The 16454-nt window shown below is 69.8% G+C and carries 15 protein-coding genes; 8 read left to right on the plus strand and 7 right to left on the minus strand.

Annotated features, from left to right (window positions below; translation table 11 throughout):
• From OKJ99_RS27355 to OKJ99_RS27370, 4 genes are all read right to left on the minus strand, one after another.
• Entirely contained in the window at positions 1-330 is a 330-nt protein-coding gene (locus tag OKJ99_RS27355; RefSeq protein ID WP_326020288.1) for a bifunctional 3-phenylpropionate/cinnamic acid dioxygenase ferredoxin subunit, read from the minus strand.
• Positions 330-1511: a Fe-S cluster assembly protein SufD gene (gene sufD / locus OKJ99_RS27360; protein ID WP_326020290.1), complete on the minus strand. Its 1182-nt coding sequence runs from the start codon at positions 1509-1511 to the stop codon at positions 330-332. The genes OKJ99_RS27355 and sufD overlap by 1 nt, the downstream gene beginning before the upstream one ends.
• Positions 1512-1605: 94 nt before the next feature.
• On the minus strand, positions 1606-3030 hold the full coding sequence (gene sufB, locus OKJ99_RS27365) for a Fe-S cluster assembly protein SufB (RefSeq protein ID WP_326020291.1): 1425 nt from the start codon (positions 3028-3030) through the stop codon (positions 1606-1608).
• Positions 3027-3749 (minus strand): helix-turn-helix transcriptional regulator, encoded by a 723-nt coding sequence (locus OKJ99_RS27370; protein WP_326020292.1) that lies wholly within the window; start codon positions 3747-3749, stop codon positions 3027-3029. Before OKJ99_RS27370 ends, sufB begins: the two co-directional genes overlap by 4 nt.
• 204 nt (positions 3750-3953) lie before the next feature.
• Here OKJ99_RS27370 and OKJ99_RS27375 point away from each other — a divergent pair, with 204 nt between their 5' ends.
• From OKJ99_RS27375 to OKJ99_RS27390, 4 genes are all read left to right on the plus strand, one after another.
• Positions 3954-4745: an aminoglycoside N(3)-acetyltransferase gene (locus OKJ99_RS27375; protein WP_326020294.1), complete on the plus strand. Its 792-nt coding sequence runs from the start codon at positions 3954-3956 to the stop codon at positions 4743-4745.
• Between the two features lie 66 nt (positions 4746-4811).
• Positions 4812-5735, plus strand: a complete 924-nt coding sequence (locus OKJ99_RS27380) for an ABC transporter ATP-binding protein (protein WP_326020295.1) — start codon at positions 4812-4814, stop codon at positions 5733-5735.
• Positions 5732-6520, plus strand: a complete 789-nt coding sequence (locus OKJ99_RS27385) for an ABC transporter permease (protein ID WP_326020297.1) — start codon at positions 5732-5734, stop codon at positions 6518-6520. The genes OKJ99_RS27380 and OKJ99_RS27385 overlap by 4 nt, the downstream gene beginning before the upstream one ends.
• Before the next feature lie 109 nt (positions 6521-6629).
• Positions 6630-7625, plus strand: a complete 996-nt coding sequence (locus OKJ99_RS27390; RefSeq protein WP_326020298.1) for a COX15/CtaA family protein — start codon at positions 6630-6632, stop codon at positions 7623-7625.
• Positions 7626-7653: 28 nt separating this feature from the next.
• On the opposite strand, the gene OKJ99_RS27395 is transcribed toward OKJ99_RS27390, so the two are convergent.
• The 3 genes from OKJ99_RS27395 to OKJ99_RS27405 form a co-directional block, all read right to left on the minus strand.
• Positions 7654-8757, minus strand: a complete 1104-nt coding sequence (locus OKJ99_RS27395; protein ID WP_326020299.1) for an amidohydrolase family protein — start codon at positions 8755-8757, stop codon at positions 7654-7656.
• A gap of 72 nt (positions 8758-8829) precedes the next feature.
• Positions 8830-9165, minus strand: a complete 336-nt coding sequence (locus OKJ99_RS27400; protein WP_326020301.1) for a hypothetical protein — start codon at positions 9163-9165, stop codon at positions 8830-8832.
• A gap of 93 nt (positions 9166-9258) precedes the next feature.
• On the minus strand, positions 9259-10209 hold the full coding sequence (locus tag OKJ99_RS27405) for a heme o synthase (protein WP_326020348.1): 951 nt from the start codon (positions 10207-10209) through the stop codon (positions 9259-9261).
• Positions 10210-10600: 391 nt separating this feature from the next.
• Here OKJ99_RS27405 and tkt point away from each other — a divergent pair, with 391 nt between their 5' ends.
• The 4 genes from tkt to opcA are packed head-to-tail and all read left to right on the plus strand — an operon-like array spanning position 10601 to position 16454.
• Positions 10601-12688, plus strand: coding sequence for a transketolase (tkt, locus tag OKJ99_RS27410; protein ID WP_326020303.1), 2088 nt, complete (start codon positions 10601-10603; stop codon positions 12686-12688).
• A 34-nt stretch (positions 12689-12722) separates the two neighbouring features.
• Positions 12723-13841: a transaldolase gene (gene tal, locus OKJ99_RS27415; RefSeq protein ID WP_326020304.1), complete on the plus strand. Its 1119-nt coding sequence runs from the start codon at positions 12723-12725 to the stop codon at positions 13839-13841.
• 4 nt (positions 13842-13845) lie between these two features.
• A complete protein-coding gene (zwf, locus tag OKJ99_RS27420; RefSeq protein ID WP_326020306.1) occupies positions 13846-15381 on the plus strand; it encodes a glucose-6-phosphate dehydrogenase in 1536 nt (511 codons plus the stop codon).
• Positions 15378-16454, plus strand: coding sequence for a glucose-6-phosphate dehydrogenase assembly protein OpcA (opcA, locus tag OKJ99_RS27425; protein ID WP_326020307.1), 1077 nt, complete (start codon positions 15378-15380; stop codon positions 16452-16454). Before zwf ends, opcA begins: the two co-directional genes overlap by 4 nt.

Here is a 16454-nt window from a genome sequence, read left to right on the forward strand (position 1 = left end):
TCAGGACTCCTGGGTGAGGGAGGCGGTGACGTCGACGTGGACGCTGCCCCCTTCGATCTGTACGGGGTATACGGGGACGGGGCGCGTGGCGGGAAGGCCGGACGGCTTGCCGGTACGCAGGTCGAAGGCGGAGCCGTGCAGCCAGCACTCGATCTGGCAGTCCTCCACCTCGCCCTCGGAGAGCGACACGTTCGCGTGCGAGCAGATGTCGTTGATCGCGAACACCTCGCCCTCGGTGCGGACGACCGAGACCGGCGTGCCGTCGAGCTCGACCCGCTTGGGGGTGTCGCTCTCCAGCTCGCTGAGGTCACAGGCGCGGACGAAGGCCATCAGACCGTGGCCTCCAGCTCGGTCGCGATCTTCGCGAGCAGGCGCTCCTCGATGTCCGGGACACCGATCTGCTGGACGAGCTCGGCGAAGAAGCCGCCGACGACGAGGCGGCGCGCCTCGTCGGCCGGGATGCCGCGGGCCATCAGGTAGAAGAGCTGCTCGTCGTCGAAGCGGCCGGTCGCCGAGGCGTGGCCCGCGCCGACGATCTCGCCGGTCTCGATCTCGAGGTTCGGCACCGAGTCGACCCGCGCGCCGTCCGTGAGGACCAGGTTGCGGTTCAGCTCGTACGTGTCCGTGCCCTCGGCGGCGGCCTCGATGAGGACGTCACCGATCCACACGGCGTGCGCTTCGTTGCCCTGGAGCGCGCCCTTGTAGACGACGTTGGACTTGCAGTGCGGGGTCGCGTGGTCGACCAGGAGGCGGTGCTCCTGGTGCTGGCCCGCGTCCGTGAAGTACAGGCCGAACAGCTCGGCCTCGCCGCCCGTGGACGCGTAGTTCACGCGCGGGTGCAGCCGGACGACGTCGCCGCCGAAGGTGACGACGACCGACTTGAAGGAGGCGTCGCGGCCGATGAGCGCGTTGTGCTGCGCCACGTGCACGGCCTTGTCGTCCCAGTCCTGCACGGAGACGACGGTCAGCTTCGCACCGTCGCCGAGCAGGTAGTCGACGTTGGCGGCGAGCACCGCGTCGCCGGTGTGGTCGATGACGACGACGGCCTCGGCGAAGGCGCCCAGCTCGACGATCTGGTGGCCGTAGGCCACGCCGCCCTCGCCGTGCACGGCGATCCGGATCGGCTCGTCGAGGACGGTCTCCTTGGGAACGGAGACGACCGACGCCTGCTCGAACGCGGAGTACGCCTGCGCGGCGACCCGGTCGACGGGCTTGCCGGCCTTGCCGACGCGGGCGTCCTCGCGGCCGACCGACTCGACGGTGACGCCGGCCGGGGCCTGGACATCGATCTTCACGCCGGTGCCGGTCGCGGTGGCGGTGCCGTCGTGCAGCCCGCGAAGGCGCTCCAGTGGCGTGAACCGCCACTCTTCCTCACGGCCGTGCGGGACGGCGAAGTCCTGCACGTCGTAGGACGGGGGCGCGCTCATGCGCGTGGCGACGGTCGACTCGGCGGCCACCGCGATGTTTCCGGTGGTCGTCGACCCCGCGGGGATGTTCTGAGCCTCAGCCATGGCTGTCGTAGTGCTCGCTTTCGTTACGTACGTAAGTGGCTTGACGGGAGCGGCGGTTGGCGACCCTGGAAGGGGCTCAACCGGCCGCGCGGTCTTAACCGACCGCGCCTTCCATCTGGAGCTCGATCAGCCGGTTGAGCTCGAGCGCGTACTCCATGGGCAGCTCCTTGGCGATCGGCTCGACGAAGCCGCGCACGATCATCGCCATGGCCTCGAACTCGCTCAGACCGCGGCTCATCAGGTAGAAGAGCTGGTCCTCGGAGACGCGGGAGACGGTCGCCTCGTGCCCCATGGACACGTCGTCCTCGCGGACGTCCACGTACGGGTACGTGTCGGAGCGCGAGATGGTGTCGACGAGCAGCGCGTCGCACAGCACGTTCGACTTCGAGCCGGGGGCGCCCTCACCGATCTCGACGAGACCGCGGTACGACGTACGACCGCCGCCGCGCGCCACGGACTTCGAGACGATGTTGGACGACGTGTTCGGCGCCATGTGGACCATCTTGGAACCGGCGTCCTGGTGCTGGCCCTCGCCCGCGAAGGCGATGGACAGCGTCTCGCCCTTGGCGTGCTCGCCCATCAGGTAGACGGCCGGGTACTTCATGGTGACCTTGGAACCGATGTTGCCGTCGATCCACTCCATGGTCGCGCCCTCGTACGCCACGGCGCGCTTGGTGACCAGGTTGTAGACGTTGTTCGACCAGTTCTGGATGGTCGTGTAACGGCAGCGCGCGCCCTTCTTGACGATGATCTCGACGACGGCGCTGTGCAGGGAGTCCGACTTGTAGATGGGCGCGGTGCAGCCCTCTACGTAGTGCACGTACGCGTCCTCATCGACGATGATCAGCGTGCGCTCGAACTGACCCATGTTCTCCGTGTTGATACGGAAGTAGGCCTGGAGCGGGATCTCGACGTGCACGCCCTTCGGCACGTAGATGAAGGAGCCGCCGGACCACACGGCGCTGTTCAGCGACGCGAACTTGTTGTCACCGACGGGGATGACGGTCCCGAAGTACTCCTTGAAGAGCTCCGGGTGCTCCTTCAGGGCCGTGTCGGTGTCCATGAAGATGACACCCTGCTCCTCCAGGTCCTCGCGGATCTGGTGGTACACGACCTCGGACTCGTACTGGGCCGCGACACCGGCGACGAGGCGCTGCTTCTCCGCCTCGGGGATGCCGAGCTTGTCGTACGTGTTCTTGATGTCCTCGGGCAGGTCCTCCCAGGACTCCGCCTGCTTCTCCGTGGAACGCACGAAGTACTTGATGTTGTCGAAGTCGATGCCCGACAGGTCCGAGCCCCAGTTCGGCATGGGCTTCTTGCCGAACAGCTTCAGCCCCTTGAGGCGGAGCTTGGTCATCCACTCGGGCTCGGACTTCTTGGCGGAGATGTCGCGGACGACGTCCTCGTTGATGCCGCGCCTGGCAGAGGCACCGGCCGTGTCGGAGTCCGCCCAGCCGTATTCGTACTTGCCCAGGCCCTCGAGCTCGGGGTGAGCAGTCTCCTCGATGGGGAGCGTCATGCGGGGTTCCTCCCGGCCGTGCTTGCAGATGCGTTGGTGGTCGTATTGGGGGTGTTCTTGGGAATGAACGTCGTGCAGACCCCGTCGCCATGGGCGATGGTCGCCAGCCGCTGTACGTGGGTGCCGAGCAGTTGCGAGAACATTTCCGTCTCGGCCTCGCACAGTTGCGGGAACTGCTCGGCGACGTGGGCGACTGGGCAGTGGTGCTGGCAGAGCTGCTCACCGACCGGTGCGCTACGCGCCGTAGCAGCGTACCCGTCCGCGCTCAAGGCCCTCGCCAGGGCCTGGGCGCGCTCCTCGGGGGCCGCCGCCTCGATCGCCGCCCGGTAGGGACCGGCCTGCGCGGCGATCCGCGCGCGGGCGAAGGAGACGAGCGCCTCGTCGCCGCCGGCCTGCTCCTTGATCCAGCGGAGCGCTTCCGCGGCGAGCTTGTCGTAGGACTGGTCGAAGGCGTCCCGGCCGCAGTCGGTCAGCGCGAAGGCCTTGGCGGGGCGGCCGCGGGTGCGGGCCCCGTAGACGCGCCGTTCCTTGGGCTCCACGACATTGTCGGCACCGAGGGCGTCGAGGTGGCGGCGGACGGCGGCCTGGGTGAGACCGAGGCGTCCCGCGAGCTCGGCGACGGTGGACGGGCCGTGGTCCAGGATGGAGCGCGCGACCCGGTTGCGGGTGGACCGCTCTCCGGTCGTGAGCTCCTCTGGGGCCTCGCCGACGTTTTTCACAACACCATTGTTGCGTAATTCCTCAGACCCTGACAAGCGCGGCGGTGATCGCGCTCGGTGCCGTGCATCACTTAGGCAGGCCTAAGTAGTCACCCGCCGTGACCTGCGGAAACGATCTTTGATCGATCGGACCGCGCATGCGGGAGGGGGCCGACGCCAACAAATCCCGTGACGCCCGACCACCCCCGCATGGACACTCGCCCCATGCCCACACCCCTCCCGACCGGCCCACTCGTCACGCAGACGTCCCTCACGGCAGATCTCCGCGCCCTCCACGTCCAACCGGGCGACACGCTCCTCGTCCACACCTCGCTCAGCAGCCTCGGCTGGGTGAACGGCGGCGCGGCCACGGTCGTCCGCGCACTCCTCGACGCGCTCGGCACCGACGGCACGCTCGTCGTCCCGACGCAGTCCGGGGAGCTCACGGATCCGGCCGAGTGGGTTCGACCGCCGGTGCCGCAGGAGTGGTGGGAGACGATCCGGGCGACCATGCCCGCGTACGACCCGGCGATCACGCCCACGCGCGGTGTCGGCGTCGTCCCGGAGGCCGTGCGGACGTGGCCGGGCGCCCTGCGCAGCGCGCATCCGCAGACGTCCTTCGCGGCGCTCGGGCCGCGCGCCGCCGCGGTGACCGAGGGGCACGCGGTCGACTGTCGGCTCGGTGAGCGCAGCCCGCTGGCCCGTCTGGAGGAGCTGCACGCGCGCGTACTGCTCCTCGGCGCGGGATACGAGGCGTGTACGGGCTTCCACCTGGCCGAATACCGCATCCCGGCCGGTCACGAGGACGCCGGACGGCCGGGCCCCCACGGCTGGGAACACGTGCGCGAGGTGACGATCGACGCCGACCGGTTCGACGAGCTGGGCGCAGCCTTCGAGCGCGACACTCCGGTCACCCTCGGCCGGGTCGGCGCCGCCGAGGCCCGGCTCTTCCCGCTCGCGGACGCCGTGGCCTACGCGGAGAAGTGGCTGCCCGCACACCGGCCCGCCGCCGACTGACGGGTCTGCCGCGTTCCTGCGCCCCGGGCGTCCGGCAGCCGCGCCGCCTCCCTAGACTTGCCCACCATGCGAAGTGAGCCAGTCGTCCACATCACCGGTCTGGTGAAGCGGTACGGAACCAAGACCGCGGTCGACGGCCTCGACCTCACGGCGGCCCCCGGCATCACGGCCGTCCTCGGCCCCAACGGCGCGGGCAAGACCACCACGATCGAGACCTGCGAGGGCTACCGCAGGCCGGACTCCGGCACCGTCCGCGTCCTCGGCCTCGACCCGGTCAAGCAGGCCTCCGCGCTACGCCCCCGGATCGGCGTGATGCTGCAGTCCGGCGGCGTCTACTCCGGCGCCCGCGCCGACGAGATGCTCCGCCACATCGCCAAGCTGCACGCCCACCCGCTCGACGTGGACGACCTCATCGAGCGCCTCGGCCTCGGCAGTTGCGGTCGCACCACGTACCGGCGGCTCTCCGGCGGCCAGCAGCAGCGGCTCGCGCTCGCCATGGCCGTGGTGGGCCGGCCCGAGCTCGTCTTCCTCGACGAGCCGACCGCGGGCCTCGACCCGCAGGCCCGGCACGCCACCTGGGACCTGGTGCGGGACCTGCGCGCCGACGGCGTCTCCGTCATCCTCACCACGCACTACATGGACGAGGCGGAGCAGCTCGCCGACGACGTGGCGATCGTCGACGCCGGCAAGGTCATCACGCAGGGCTCCCCGGAGCAGCTGTGCAAGGGCGGCGCCGAGAACACGCTCCGCTTCTCCGGGCGGCCGGGGCTCGACGTGGCCTCGCTCCTCAAGGCCCTGCCCGCCGACTCGGCGGCCGTCGAACTCACCCCGGGTTCCTACCGCGTCAGCGGCAAGGTCGACCCCCAGCTCCTCGCGACGGTCACCTCCTGGTGCGCCCAGCACGGCGTGATGCCGGACAAGATCTCCGTCGAGCGGCACACCCTGGAAGATGTATTCCTGGAAATGACCGGCAAGGAGCTGCGCGGATGAGCGCCACCGAAACCCAGCGCGGCACCGGTACGTACGCCCCCGCCCCCGGAGCCGCCCCGCTCCCCCGCATGATCGCGACGCAGGCCGCGCTCGAGACGAAGATGCTGCTGCGCAACGGCGAACAGCTGCTGCTCACGGTCGTCATCCCGACGCTGCTGCTGGTCCTGTTCTCGGCGGTCGACATCGTCGACACGGGTTCCGGCAAGGCCGTCGACTTCCTCGCCCCCGGCATCCTGGCGCTCGCCGTGATGTCGACCGCCTTCACCGGCCAGGCCATCGCCACCGGCTTCGAGCGCCGCTACGGGGTGCTGAAGCGGCTCGGCGCCTCGCCGCTGCCGCGCTGGGCGCTGATGACGGCGAAGACGCTCTCCGTCCTGGTCACCGAGGTGCTCCAGGTGCTCCTCCTCACGGTCATCGCGTTCGCGCTCGGCTGGTCCCCGCACGGCAACCCGTTCGCCGTTCTCCTCCTCCTGGTGTTCGGCACGGCGGCGTTCTCCGGCCTCGGTCTCCTCATGGCGGGCACCCTCAAGGCGGAGGCCACGCTGGCCGCGGCGAACCTCGTCTTTCTGCTGCTCCTGGTCGGCGGCGGCGTCATCGTGCCGCTCGACAAGTTCCCCGACGCGGCCCAGTCGGTCCTCGGCCTGCTGCCCATCTCGGCGCTCTCCGACGGCCTGCGGGACGTGCTGCAGCACGGCGCGGCGATGCCGTGGGGCGACCTGGGGATCCTGGCCGTCTGGGCGGTCGTGGGGCTGGGCGCGGCGGGTCGCTTCTTCCGCTGGGAGTGACCCCGCGGGGCGGGCACGCACCGGCCACGGGAGCGTAACTTGCGTCACAGATGGCCCAGTTACGTCCCCCTCGTGAAGCCGTGCACAAGCGGCCGCCTACGATGGGCCCGTGCCAAAGCTGACCCCCACCGACGCCGCGCGGGCGCTGCGCAATCCGCTCGCCTTCATCGCCGAGTACTGGACTCCCGCGCAGCGGACCGTCCAGCGCGCGGCCATGTCCGCCGTCGTCATGACGGTGCTCATCGTCTGCACCGGCGGCGCCGTGCGCCTGACCGGCTCGGGCCTCGGCTGCCCGACCTGGCCCAAGTGCACCGACCAGTCGCTGACCGCGACGAGCGAGATGGGCTTCCACGGAGCCATCGAGTTCGGCAACCGCATGCTCACCTACGTGCTGTGCGCCGCGGTCGGCTGGGCGATCATCGCCGCCCGCTCGCAGAAGCCGTGGCGGCGCACGGTGACCCGGCTCGGCTGGGCCCAGTTCTGGATCGTGATGGGCAACGCCGTGCTGGGCGGCATCGTCGTCCTGGTCGGCCTCAACCCGTACACGGTGGCCGCCCACTTCGTCCTGACCACCGCCCTGCTCACGGTCGCCGTCGTGATGTGGCAGCGCACCCGCGAGGGCGACGGCGAGCCGCGCCCGCTGGTCGGCAAGGCCATCAAGCAGCTGGTCTGGGCCCTGGTCGCGGCGGCGGCGCTGCTGATCCTCGTCGGCACGGTGGTGACCGGCGCGGGCCCGCACGCGGGCGACTCCAGCGACGTCCACCGGATGCCGCTGGACTGGGAGACGGTCTCCAAGGTGCACGCGGTCCTGGCCTGGATCGTCGTGACGCTGACCTTCGCGCTCTGGTTCGTCCTGAAGGCGGTCGACGCCCCCAAGGGCCCGCTGCACCGCACCCGCGACCTGTTCCTGATCCTGCTCGCGCAGGGGGTCATCGGCTACGTCCAGTACTTCACGGACCTGCCGGAGGTCCTGGTCGGCCTGCACATGCTGGGCTCGGCGCTGGTGTGGATCGGCGTACTGCGCGTGGTCCTCGCGCTGCGCGAACGCCCGGTGGCGGAACCGGACCTGCCCTCGCAGACGGATCAGGAACTCTCGGCGGTCTGACGAGGAGTCCTACGCGCTCGGGGAACGCTCAGGCGCCCCCGAGCCCGTACACCCGCCGCGCCGTCCCCGCCGCGATCATCCCCGCCACCCGCTGCGCGTCGCTCAGCGACCACGCCCCGTCGGCGACCCACTCCCCGAGCACCCGCCCGAGCGCCTGCCGGAACAGCCGCGCGCCCACCACGTGCAGCTCGGGCAGCCCCCGCGCGCCGGTCGAGAACAGCAGCTTTCCGAACGGCGCCAGCTCCAGGAACTCCGCGAGCAGCCCCGCCGCCCGCGTCCCCGTACGGGCGAGCGCGGGCCCCAGGTCCGCGTAGACGTGCGGGAAGACGCCCGCCAGATGCGCCGCGTGGCGGTGGTACGGGTAGCCGTGCAGCAGCACCACGTCCGTGCCGAGCCCCGCCGTGGCGCGGGCGAACTCGACGAGCGACACCGGGTCCGTGTGGACGGCCTGGTCGATGGTTCCGCAGCGCAGTTGCAGCGGGCGCCCCGAGGCGATCGCGATCCACAGCAGGTGCCGCAGCAGCACGGGGTCCGTGAGGGCGCCGCCGACCTGCCGCCCCGCCAGCCACCGCCCCGCCGCGCCGCGCACCTCGCCGGGTCCCGGCGGCTGCGGGTCGAGCGCGAGCCCGTGGCGCACGCCGGCGACCGAGGTGAAGGCGACCGCGCCTGAGGCCGCGGCGTGCACCGATTCGGCGAGGTTCGCGAGGAAGGAGTCGACGGTCCCGGAGGTGTCCGCGACCTGCTCCGCGAGGAGTTCGAGGCGGACGATCTCGTGGGCCTCGCTCTGGGCTGCGGAGGCCAGCTCGGCGGGCCCGGTCAGATCGTCGGCGAGACCCGTGTCCACGAGATACGTGGTGATGCCGCTGCCGCGCAGCAGCCTGCGCCCCGCCTCGACGACGCCCAGTTCGCGGCGCCTGGCCAGATAGCGGGCGGGCGGACAGTGCGGCTCAAGACCGAGCAGCGGCGGGCACCAGCGGCGCACCGCGAACCCGGTCTGGGTGTCGAAGAAGGTGGTGCCGGGAGCGGGCGGCCCCTCGCCCCGGCCGAGGTGGGCCTCGAACGTGCCGAGGCCCAGCTCCGTACGCAGCACCCCATGGCAGTACTGATCCACGAGGGACGGCGTTTCGATCATCCGGGCTCCCCGTATATGGACCGTGCTTCTACAGTCCTAACGGGTGAAAGGGCGCCTGGTGTTGCTCGAAATTCAACCGCCGAGCTGGATGCCCGCCATCCGCTTCCATTCGTACGGTCCCGTCTCGACCTTGGCCGCGAAATCGCCGTCGAAGTCCTCGTGGACGGTGATGCCCGCCTTCTCGACGGCCTTCTGCGCGATCTCGTACGTGCGGGCCACCAGGTCTCCCCAGCCGCCGTCCTCGCCGACGAGCACGATGCGCGTGCCGTGCTCCCCGATGTACGCGAGCTGTCCCTCGACGCCACCGTGCGCCTTGGCGAACACGCCGATCTCCTTGGCCAGCTTGGCCGCGCGACGCTCGTCCTTGGCCGCCCCGCGGGGCGCCTCAACCGCTTGAGTCTCTGCCATGGACAGGATGCTACCGACGAGTAGCCCGGCAAGCGACAAGTGGGGTACGTGGCCTGGGCCACGTACCCCACTACAGAAGAACGAAGAGAGCGGTCAGCGCAAGAAGGGGTCCACCGCGATCGCCACGAACACCAGCGACACATAGGTGATGGACCAGTGGAACAGCCGCATCTCCTTGAGCTTCACGCCCGAGACCTCGGCCTTGGCGCGGCTCTGCAGACCGTGCGCCTCCCACAGCCAGAACCCGCCGGCGAGCAGCGCGACCGCCGTGTAGAACCAGCCCGTGTAGCCGAGCGGCTGGAGCAGCAGCGACACCGCGACCATCACCCAGCTGTAGGCGACGATCTGCTTGGCCACGACCTTGTTGGAGGCGAGGACCGGAAGCATCGGCACGCCCGCGCGCGCGTAGTCGTCCTTCACCTTCATGGAGAGCGGCCAGTAGTGCGGCGGCGTCCAGAAGAACATGACCCCGAAGAGGATGACCGGCGCCCACGACATGGAGTTCGTGACCGAAGACCAGCCGATGAGGACGGGCAGGCAGCCCGCGATGCCGCCCCACACGATGTTCTGCGCCGTACGACGCTTCAGGATCATCGTGTAGACGACTACATAGAAGAGCAGCGCGCCCAGGGAGAGCCAGGCCGACAGCCAGTTCACCGCGAAGCCGAACAGCAGCGTCGAGATCACCGCGAGGGCGATGCCGAAGGCCAGGCACTCGTTGGGACTGACCATGCCGGTGACCAGCGGACGCTGCGACGTGCGCTCCATGAGGGCGTCGATGTCGCGGTCGTACCACATGTTCAGGGCGTTGGCACCGCCCGCCGACAGGTAACCGCCGACGCAGGTGATCAGCACGAGCCAGAGGTCGGGCACACCCTGTTCGGCAAGGAACATCACCGGAACGGTGGTGATGAGGAGCAGTTCGATGATTCGCGGCTTGGTCAGCGCCACGAACGCCTTGATGCGGGCCCCGAACGGCCGCTGGCCCCGACTGCTGTTTGTCAGCGCTCCCGCTGGACGGGATTCGACGGCCGTCACGCACACCCCTGACAGAGACTCCAGCGAGCCCCCGTTGCGGACCACTTGATGTGAAGTCCCGGTAAAGGCTCGCGCGTACCACGCCACTCTAGACGTTGCCCATACCCAGCCCTTCGTGGGGGTGGGTCGTGTTGGCCCGCATGCCGTAACGCCCCTTCGCACCCCTCTTTGGAGGCCCGTCCGGATGAGCAATTCCGGTCACGGATGAGCCCCCATCTGAGCGGCTGCGTATTCACGTGTCGAAAGCGCGTCGATCCGCGTCAGGAGGCGGATCCGACAGACTCCCGGCAGTCTGGAATGACTCGAAAAAAAGCACGTTCCAGCGAGGGTAGGCTCGACAACGGCTGGTGACAGACGTCACCGGCATGAGACATGTGGAGAGGAGCCCTGACTCAGGGTGAGCACCAAGCCGACCACCACAGACTTCGAGTGGACCGATGTGGACCAGCGGGCCGTTGACACCGCTCGCGTCCTGGCCGCCGACGCCGTACAGAAGGTCGGCAACGGCCATCCCGGTACGGCGATGAGCCTGGCCCCGGCCGCGTACACCCTCTTCCAGAAGGTGATGCGGCACGACCCGGCGGACGCCGACTGGGTCGGGCGGGACCGTTTCGTCCTGTCCGCGGGGCACTCGTCCCTGACCCTCTACATCCAGCTGTACCTGGCCGGTTTCGGCCTGGAGCTGGACGATCTGAAGGCGTTCCGCACCTGGGGCTCCCAGACGCCGGGCCACCCGGAGTACGGGCACACCACCGGCGTGGAGACCACCACGGGCCCGCTGGGCCAGGGTGTCGCCAACGCGGTGGGCATGGCCATGGCCGCCCGCTACGAGCGCGGCCTGTTCGACCCCGAGGCCGCTGCCGGGGAGAGCCCGTTCGACCACTACATCTACGCGATCGCCGGTGACGGCTGCCTCCAGGAGGGCATCTCCGCGGAGGCCTCCTCCATGGCCGGTCACCAGCAGCTCGGCAATCTGGTCCTGCTGTGGGACGACAACCACATCTCGATCGAGGGTGACACCGAGACCGCGGTCTCCGAGGACACCTGCAAGCGCTACGAGGCGTACGGCTGGCACGTCCAGCGCGTGGCCCCGAAGGCGGACGGCGACCTGGACCACGAGGCGATCTACCACGCCATCGAGGCCGCGAAGGCCGTGACGGACAAGCCGTCGTTCATCGCGATGCGCTCGATCATCGCCTGGCCCGCCCCGAACGCGCAGAACACCGAGGCCGCGCACGGCTCGGCGCTCGGCGACGACGAGGTGGCCGCCACCAAGCGCGTCCTCGGCTTCGACCCGGAGAAGTCCTTCGACGTCTCCGACGAGGTCATCGGCCACACGCGCGGCGCCCTGGAGCGCGGCGCGCAGGCCAAGGCCGAGTGGGACAAGCAGTTCGCCGAGTGGCGCTCCGCCAACCCCGAGCGGGCCGCCGAGTTCGACCGCATCAACGCGGGCGAGCTGCCGGCCGGCTGGGAGGAGAAGCTCCCCGTCTTCGAGACCGGCAAGGGCGTCGCCACCCGTGCCGCCTCCGGCAAGGTGCTGCAGGCGCTCGGCGGTGTGATCCCCGAGCTGTGGGGCGGTTCCGCCGACCTCGCCGGCTCGAACAACACGACGATCGACAAGACGTCGTCGTTCCTGCCGAAGGGCAACCCGCTGCCGGAGGCCGACCCGTACGGCCGCACGATCCACTTCGGTATCCGTGAGCACTCCATGGCCGCGGAGATGAACGGCATCGCGCTGCACGGCCACACGCGCATCTACGGCGGCACCTTCCTGGTGTTCTCCGACTACATGCGCAACGCCGTGCGCCTGTCCGCGCTGATGTCGCTGCCCGTCACCTACGTGTGGACGCACGACTCCGTCGGTCTCGGTGAGGACGGCCCGACGCACCAGCCGGTCGAGCACCTCGCCTCGCTGCGCGCCATCCCCGGCCTCAACGTCGTCCGCCCGGCGGACGCCAACGAGACGGCGATCGCCTGGCGCGAGATCCTCAGGCGCGGCAAGAAGGAGTACGGCGTCTCGCACCCGCACGGCCTGTCGCTGACCCGTCAGGGCGTGCCGACGTACGACGCCAACGAGGACACCGCCAAGGGCGGCTACGTCCTGGCCGAGGCCTCCAAGGCGACGCCGGACCTGATCCTGATCGCCACCGGCTCCGAGGTGCACCTGGCCGTCGAGGCCCGTGAGCAGTTGGAGTCCGAGGGCATCGCCACCCGCGTCGTCTCGATGCCGTGTGTCGAGTGGTTCGACGGGCAGGAGCAGGGGTACCGGGACAGCGTCCTGCCGCCCGCCGTGAAGGCGCGTGTCGCCGTCGAGGCCGGGATCGGTCTGACCTGGCACCGCTTCGTCGGGGACGCCGGACGCATCGTTTCGCTGGAGCACTTCGGCGCGTCCGCGGACGGCAAGGTCCTCTTCAAGGAGTTCGGCTTCACTGCGGAGAACGTGGTCGCCAAGGCCAAGGAATCTCTCGCCGCGGCCCAGCGCTGACGCCCATACACGACACGTAGGAGATGCATTTTCCATGACAGACGCACTCAAGCGCCTCTCCGAGGAAGGCGTCGCGATCTGGCTGGACGACCTGTCGCGCAAGCGGATCACGTCCGGCAACCTCGCCGAACTGATCGACGAGCAGCACGTCGTGGGCGTCACCACCAACCCCTCGATCTTCCAGAAGGCGATCTCCAGCGGTGACGGTTACGAGCAGCAGCTCGCCGACCTCGCCGCCCGCAAGGTCACCGTCGAAGAGGCCATCCGCATGATCACGACGGCGGACGTCCGCGACGCCGCCGACATCCTGCGCCCGGTCTTCGACTCGACGGGCGGCCAGGACGGCCGCGTGTCGATCGAGGTCGACCCGCGCCTGGCGCACAACACCAAGGCGACGGTCGCCGAGGCCCGGCAGCTGGCATGGCTGGTGGACCGGCCGAACACGCTGATCAAGATCCCGGCGACCAAGGCGGGCCTGCCCGCGATCACCGAGACGATCGGCAACGGCATCAGCGTCAACGTCACGCTGATCTTCTCGCTCGAGCGCTACCGCGAGGTCATGGACGCCTACCTCGCCGGCCTGGAGAAGGCCAAGGCCAAGGGCCTCGACCTGTCGACGATCCACTCGGTCGCCTCGTTCTTCGTGTCCCGCGTGGACGCCGAGATCGACAAGCGGATCGACGCTCTCGGCACGGACGACGCGAAGGCGGCGCGCGGCAAGGCCGGCCTCGCCAACGCCCGGCTCGCCTACGAGGCGTACGAAGAGGTCTTCGGCAGCGACCGCTGGGCCGCGCTCGACAAGGCGCAGGCCAACAAGCAGCGTCCGCTGTGGGCCTCGACGGGCGTCAAGGACAAGGCGTACAAGGACACCCTGTACGTCGACGACCTGGTCGCTCCCGGCACGGTGAACACCATGCCGGAGGGCACCTTGGAGGCGACGGCCGACCACGGCCAGATCACCGGCAACACGATCGCGGGCACGTACGACCAGTCCCGCAAGGAGATCGAGGCCGTCGAGAAGCTGGGGATCTCGTACGACGAGGTCGTGCAGCTCCTGGAGGACGAGGGCGTCGAGAAGTTCGAGGCGGCCTGGAACGACCTGCTGAAGTCGACCGAGGCGGAGCTCAAGCGCCTCGCCCCCTCGGAGGGCTGATCCCTTGACCGCACACGGAGCGAACAGCAATCCGCTCCGTGACGCCGCCGACCGACGGCTCCCGCGCATCGCGGGGCCGTCGGGCCTGGTGATTTTCGGCGTTACGGGCGATTTGTCACGTAAGAAGCTGATGCCCGCCGTTTACGACCTCGCGAACCGGGGTCTGCTCCCGCCCGGCTTCTCGCTCATCGGGTTCGCCCGTCGCGAGTGGCAGGACGAGGACTTCGCGCAGGAAGTGCACGACGCGGTCAAGCAGCACGCGCGCACGCCGTTCCGCGAAGAGGTCTGGCAGCAGCTCATCCAGGGCATGCGCTTCGTCCAGGGCAACTTCGACGACGACGACGCGTTCGAGCAGCTCAAGGCGACCATCAACGACCTGGACAAGTCGCAGGGCACGGGCGGCAACTTCGCGTTCTACCTCTCGGTACCGCCCAAGTTCTTCCCGAACGTGGTCCAGCAGCTGAAGAAGCACGGCCTCGCGGACGCGCCCGAGGGCTCCTGGCGGCGTGCCGTCATCGAGAAGCCCTTCGGCCACGACCTCGCCTCCGCCAAGGACCTGAACGCGATCGTGCACGAGGTGTTCGACCCGGACCAGGTGTTCCGGATCGACCACTACCTCGGCAAGGAGACCGTCCAGAACATCCTGGCGCTCCGCTTCGCCAACCAGATGTTCGAGCCGATCTGGAACCGGTCGTACGTCGACCACATCCAGATCACGATGGCCGAGGACATCGGCATCGGCGGCCGCGCCGGCTACTACGACGGCATCGGCGCCGCACGCGACGTCATCCAGAACCACCTCCTCCAGCTGATGGCGCTGACCGCCATGGAGGAGCCCGCCTCCTTCGACGCGGACGCGCTCGTCGCCGAGAAGGCCAAGGTGCTCGGCGCGGTGAAGCTGACGAAGGACATCGGCCGCGACACGGTGTTCGCGCAGTACGCGGCCGGGTGGCAGGGCGGCGAGAAGGCCGTCGGCTACCTCCAGGAAGACGGCATCGACCCCAAGTCGAAGACCGACACGTACGCGGCCATCAAGCTGGAGGTGGACAACCGCCGCTGGGCGGGCGTGCCCTTCTACCTGCGTACGGGCAAGCGTCTCGGGCGGCGGGTCACCGAGATCGCCGTCGTCTTCCAGCGGGCGCCGCACTCCCCCTTCGACCACACGGCGACGGAGGAGCTGGGGCAGAACGCGATCGTGATCCGCGTCCAGCCGGACGAGGGCATCACGGTCCGCTTCGGCTCGAAGGTGCCGGGCACGTCGATGGAGATCCGGGACGTGTCGATGGACTTCGCGTACGGCGAGTCCTTCACGGAGTCGAGCCCCGAGGCGTACGAACGGCTCATCCTGGACGTCCTGCTGGGCGACGCCAACCTCTTCCCGCGCACGGAGGAGGTCGAGCTGTCCTGGAACATCCTCGACCCGATCGAGAACTACTGGGACACGCACGGCAAGCCCGCCCAGTACCCGTCCGGCACGTGGGGGCCCGCCGAGGCGGACGAAATGCTCGCACGAGACGGACGGAGCTGGCGCCGGCCATGAAGATCGACCTTACGGACACCACCTCCAGCAAGATCAACAAGGCGCTCGTCAAGGGCCGCCGCGCCATCGGCACACCCGCCGTCGGCATGGTGCTGACCCTCGTCATCGTCACCGACGAGGAGAACGCCTACGACGCCCTGAAGGCCGCCAACGAGGCCTCGCGCGAGCACCCCTCGCGCACCCTCGTGGTCATCAAGCGCGTCTCGCGCTCCCCCCGCGACCGTACGAAGTCCCGGCTCGACGCCGAGGTGCGGGTCGGGGCGGACGCGGGCACCGGCGAGACCGTCGTCCTGCGCCTGTACGGCGAGGTGATCAACCACGCCCAGTCGGTCGTGCTGCCGCTGCTGCTCCCCGACGCCCCGACGGTCGTCTGGTGGCCGGTGGACGCGCCGCTCGACCCCGCGAACGACCCCCTCGGCGCGCTGGCCCAGCGCCGCGTCACGGACACGTACGCGGCCGAGCAGCCGGTTCACGAACTGGAGGCCAGGGCCGAGTCCTACGCCCCCGGGGACACGGATCTGTCGTGGACCCGGATCACGCCGTGGCGCTCGATGCTGGCCGCCGCGCTCGACCAGGTGGCCTGCGACGTCACCTCGGTCGAGGTCGAGGGCGAGGAGTTCAACCCGAGCTGCGAGCTGCTGGCCATGTGGCTCGCGGGCCGTCTTGACGTCCCGGTGCGGCGCAGCCTGTCGGCGGGCCCTGGCCTGACCGGCGTACGCCTGGAGTCCACCTGCGGCCCGATCGTCCTCGACCGGGCCGACGGCACCCTCGCCACGCTCTCCATCCAGGGCCAGCCGGACCGCGCGGTCGCGCTCAAGCGCCGCGAGACGTCCGAGCTGATCGCGGAGGAGCTGCGCCGGCTCGACCCGGACGACACGTACGCGGCCGCGCTGCGGTTCGGTGTCGACCGGCTGGGCGAGCCCGAGGACCAGAAGACGGTGCCGGAGCCGGTGTCGTCGGCAGCCTCGGCCGCTCCCGCGGCGGCGCCCGCCCAGAAGGCGGCCGCGAAGAAGGCACCGGCCAAGAAGGCCCCTGCCAAAAAGGCTCCGGCCAAGAAGGCAACGACGAAGTGA

This window comes from Streptomyces endophyticus, from assembly GCF_035798155.1.
Classification (GTDB): Bacteria; Actinomycetota; Actinomycetes; order Streptomycetales; family Streptomycetaceae; genus Streptomyces; species Streptomyces endophyticus.

Coding starts and splice junctions, on each gene's coding strand:
- OKJ99_RS27355 (WP_326020288.1), bottom strand. CDS start 330: ATGGCCTTCGTCCGCGCCTGTGACCTCAGCGAGCTGGAGAGCGACACC.
- sufD (WP_326020290.1), bottom strand. CDS start 1,511: ATGGCTGAGGCTCAGAACATCCCCGCGGGGTCGACGACCACCGGAAAC.
- sufB (WP_326020291.1), bottom strand. CDS start 3,030: ATGACGCTCCCCATCGAGGAGACTGCTCACCCCGAGCTCGAGGGCCTG.
- OKJ99_RS27375 (WP_326020294.1), top strand. CDS start 3,954: ATGCCCACACCCCTCCCGACCGGCCCACTCGTCACGCAGACGTCCCTC.
- OKJ99_RS27380 (WP_326020295.1), top strand. CDS start 4,812: ATGCGAAGTGAGCCAGTCGTCCACATCACCGGTCTGGTGAAGCGGTAC.
- OKJ99_RS27385 (WP_326020297.1), top strand. CDS start 5,732: ATGAGCGCCACCGAAACCCAGCGCGGCACCGGTACGTACGCCCCCGCC.
- OKJ99_RS27395 (WP_326020299.1), bottom strand. CDS start 8,757: ATGATCGAAACGCCGTCCCTCGTGGATCAGTACTGCCATGGGGTGCTG.
- OKJ99_RS27400 (WP_326020301.1), bottom strand. CDS start 9,165: ATGGCAGAGACTCAAGCGGTTGAGGCGCCCCGCGGGGCGGCCAAGGAC.
- tal (WP_326020304.1), top strand. CDS start 12,723: ATGACAGACGCACTCAAGCGCCTCTCCGAGGAAGGCGTCGCGATCTGG.
- opcA (WP_326020307.1), top strand. CDS start 15,378: ATGAAGATCGACCTTACGGACACCACCTCCAGCAAGATCAACAAGGCG.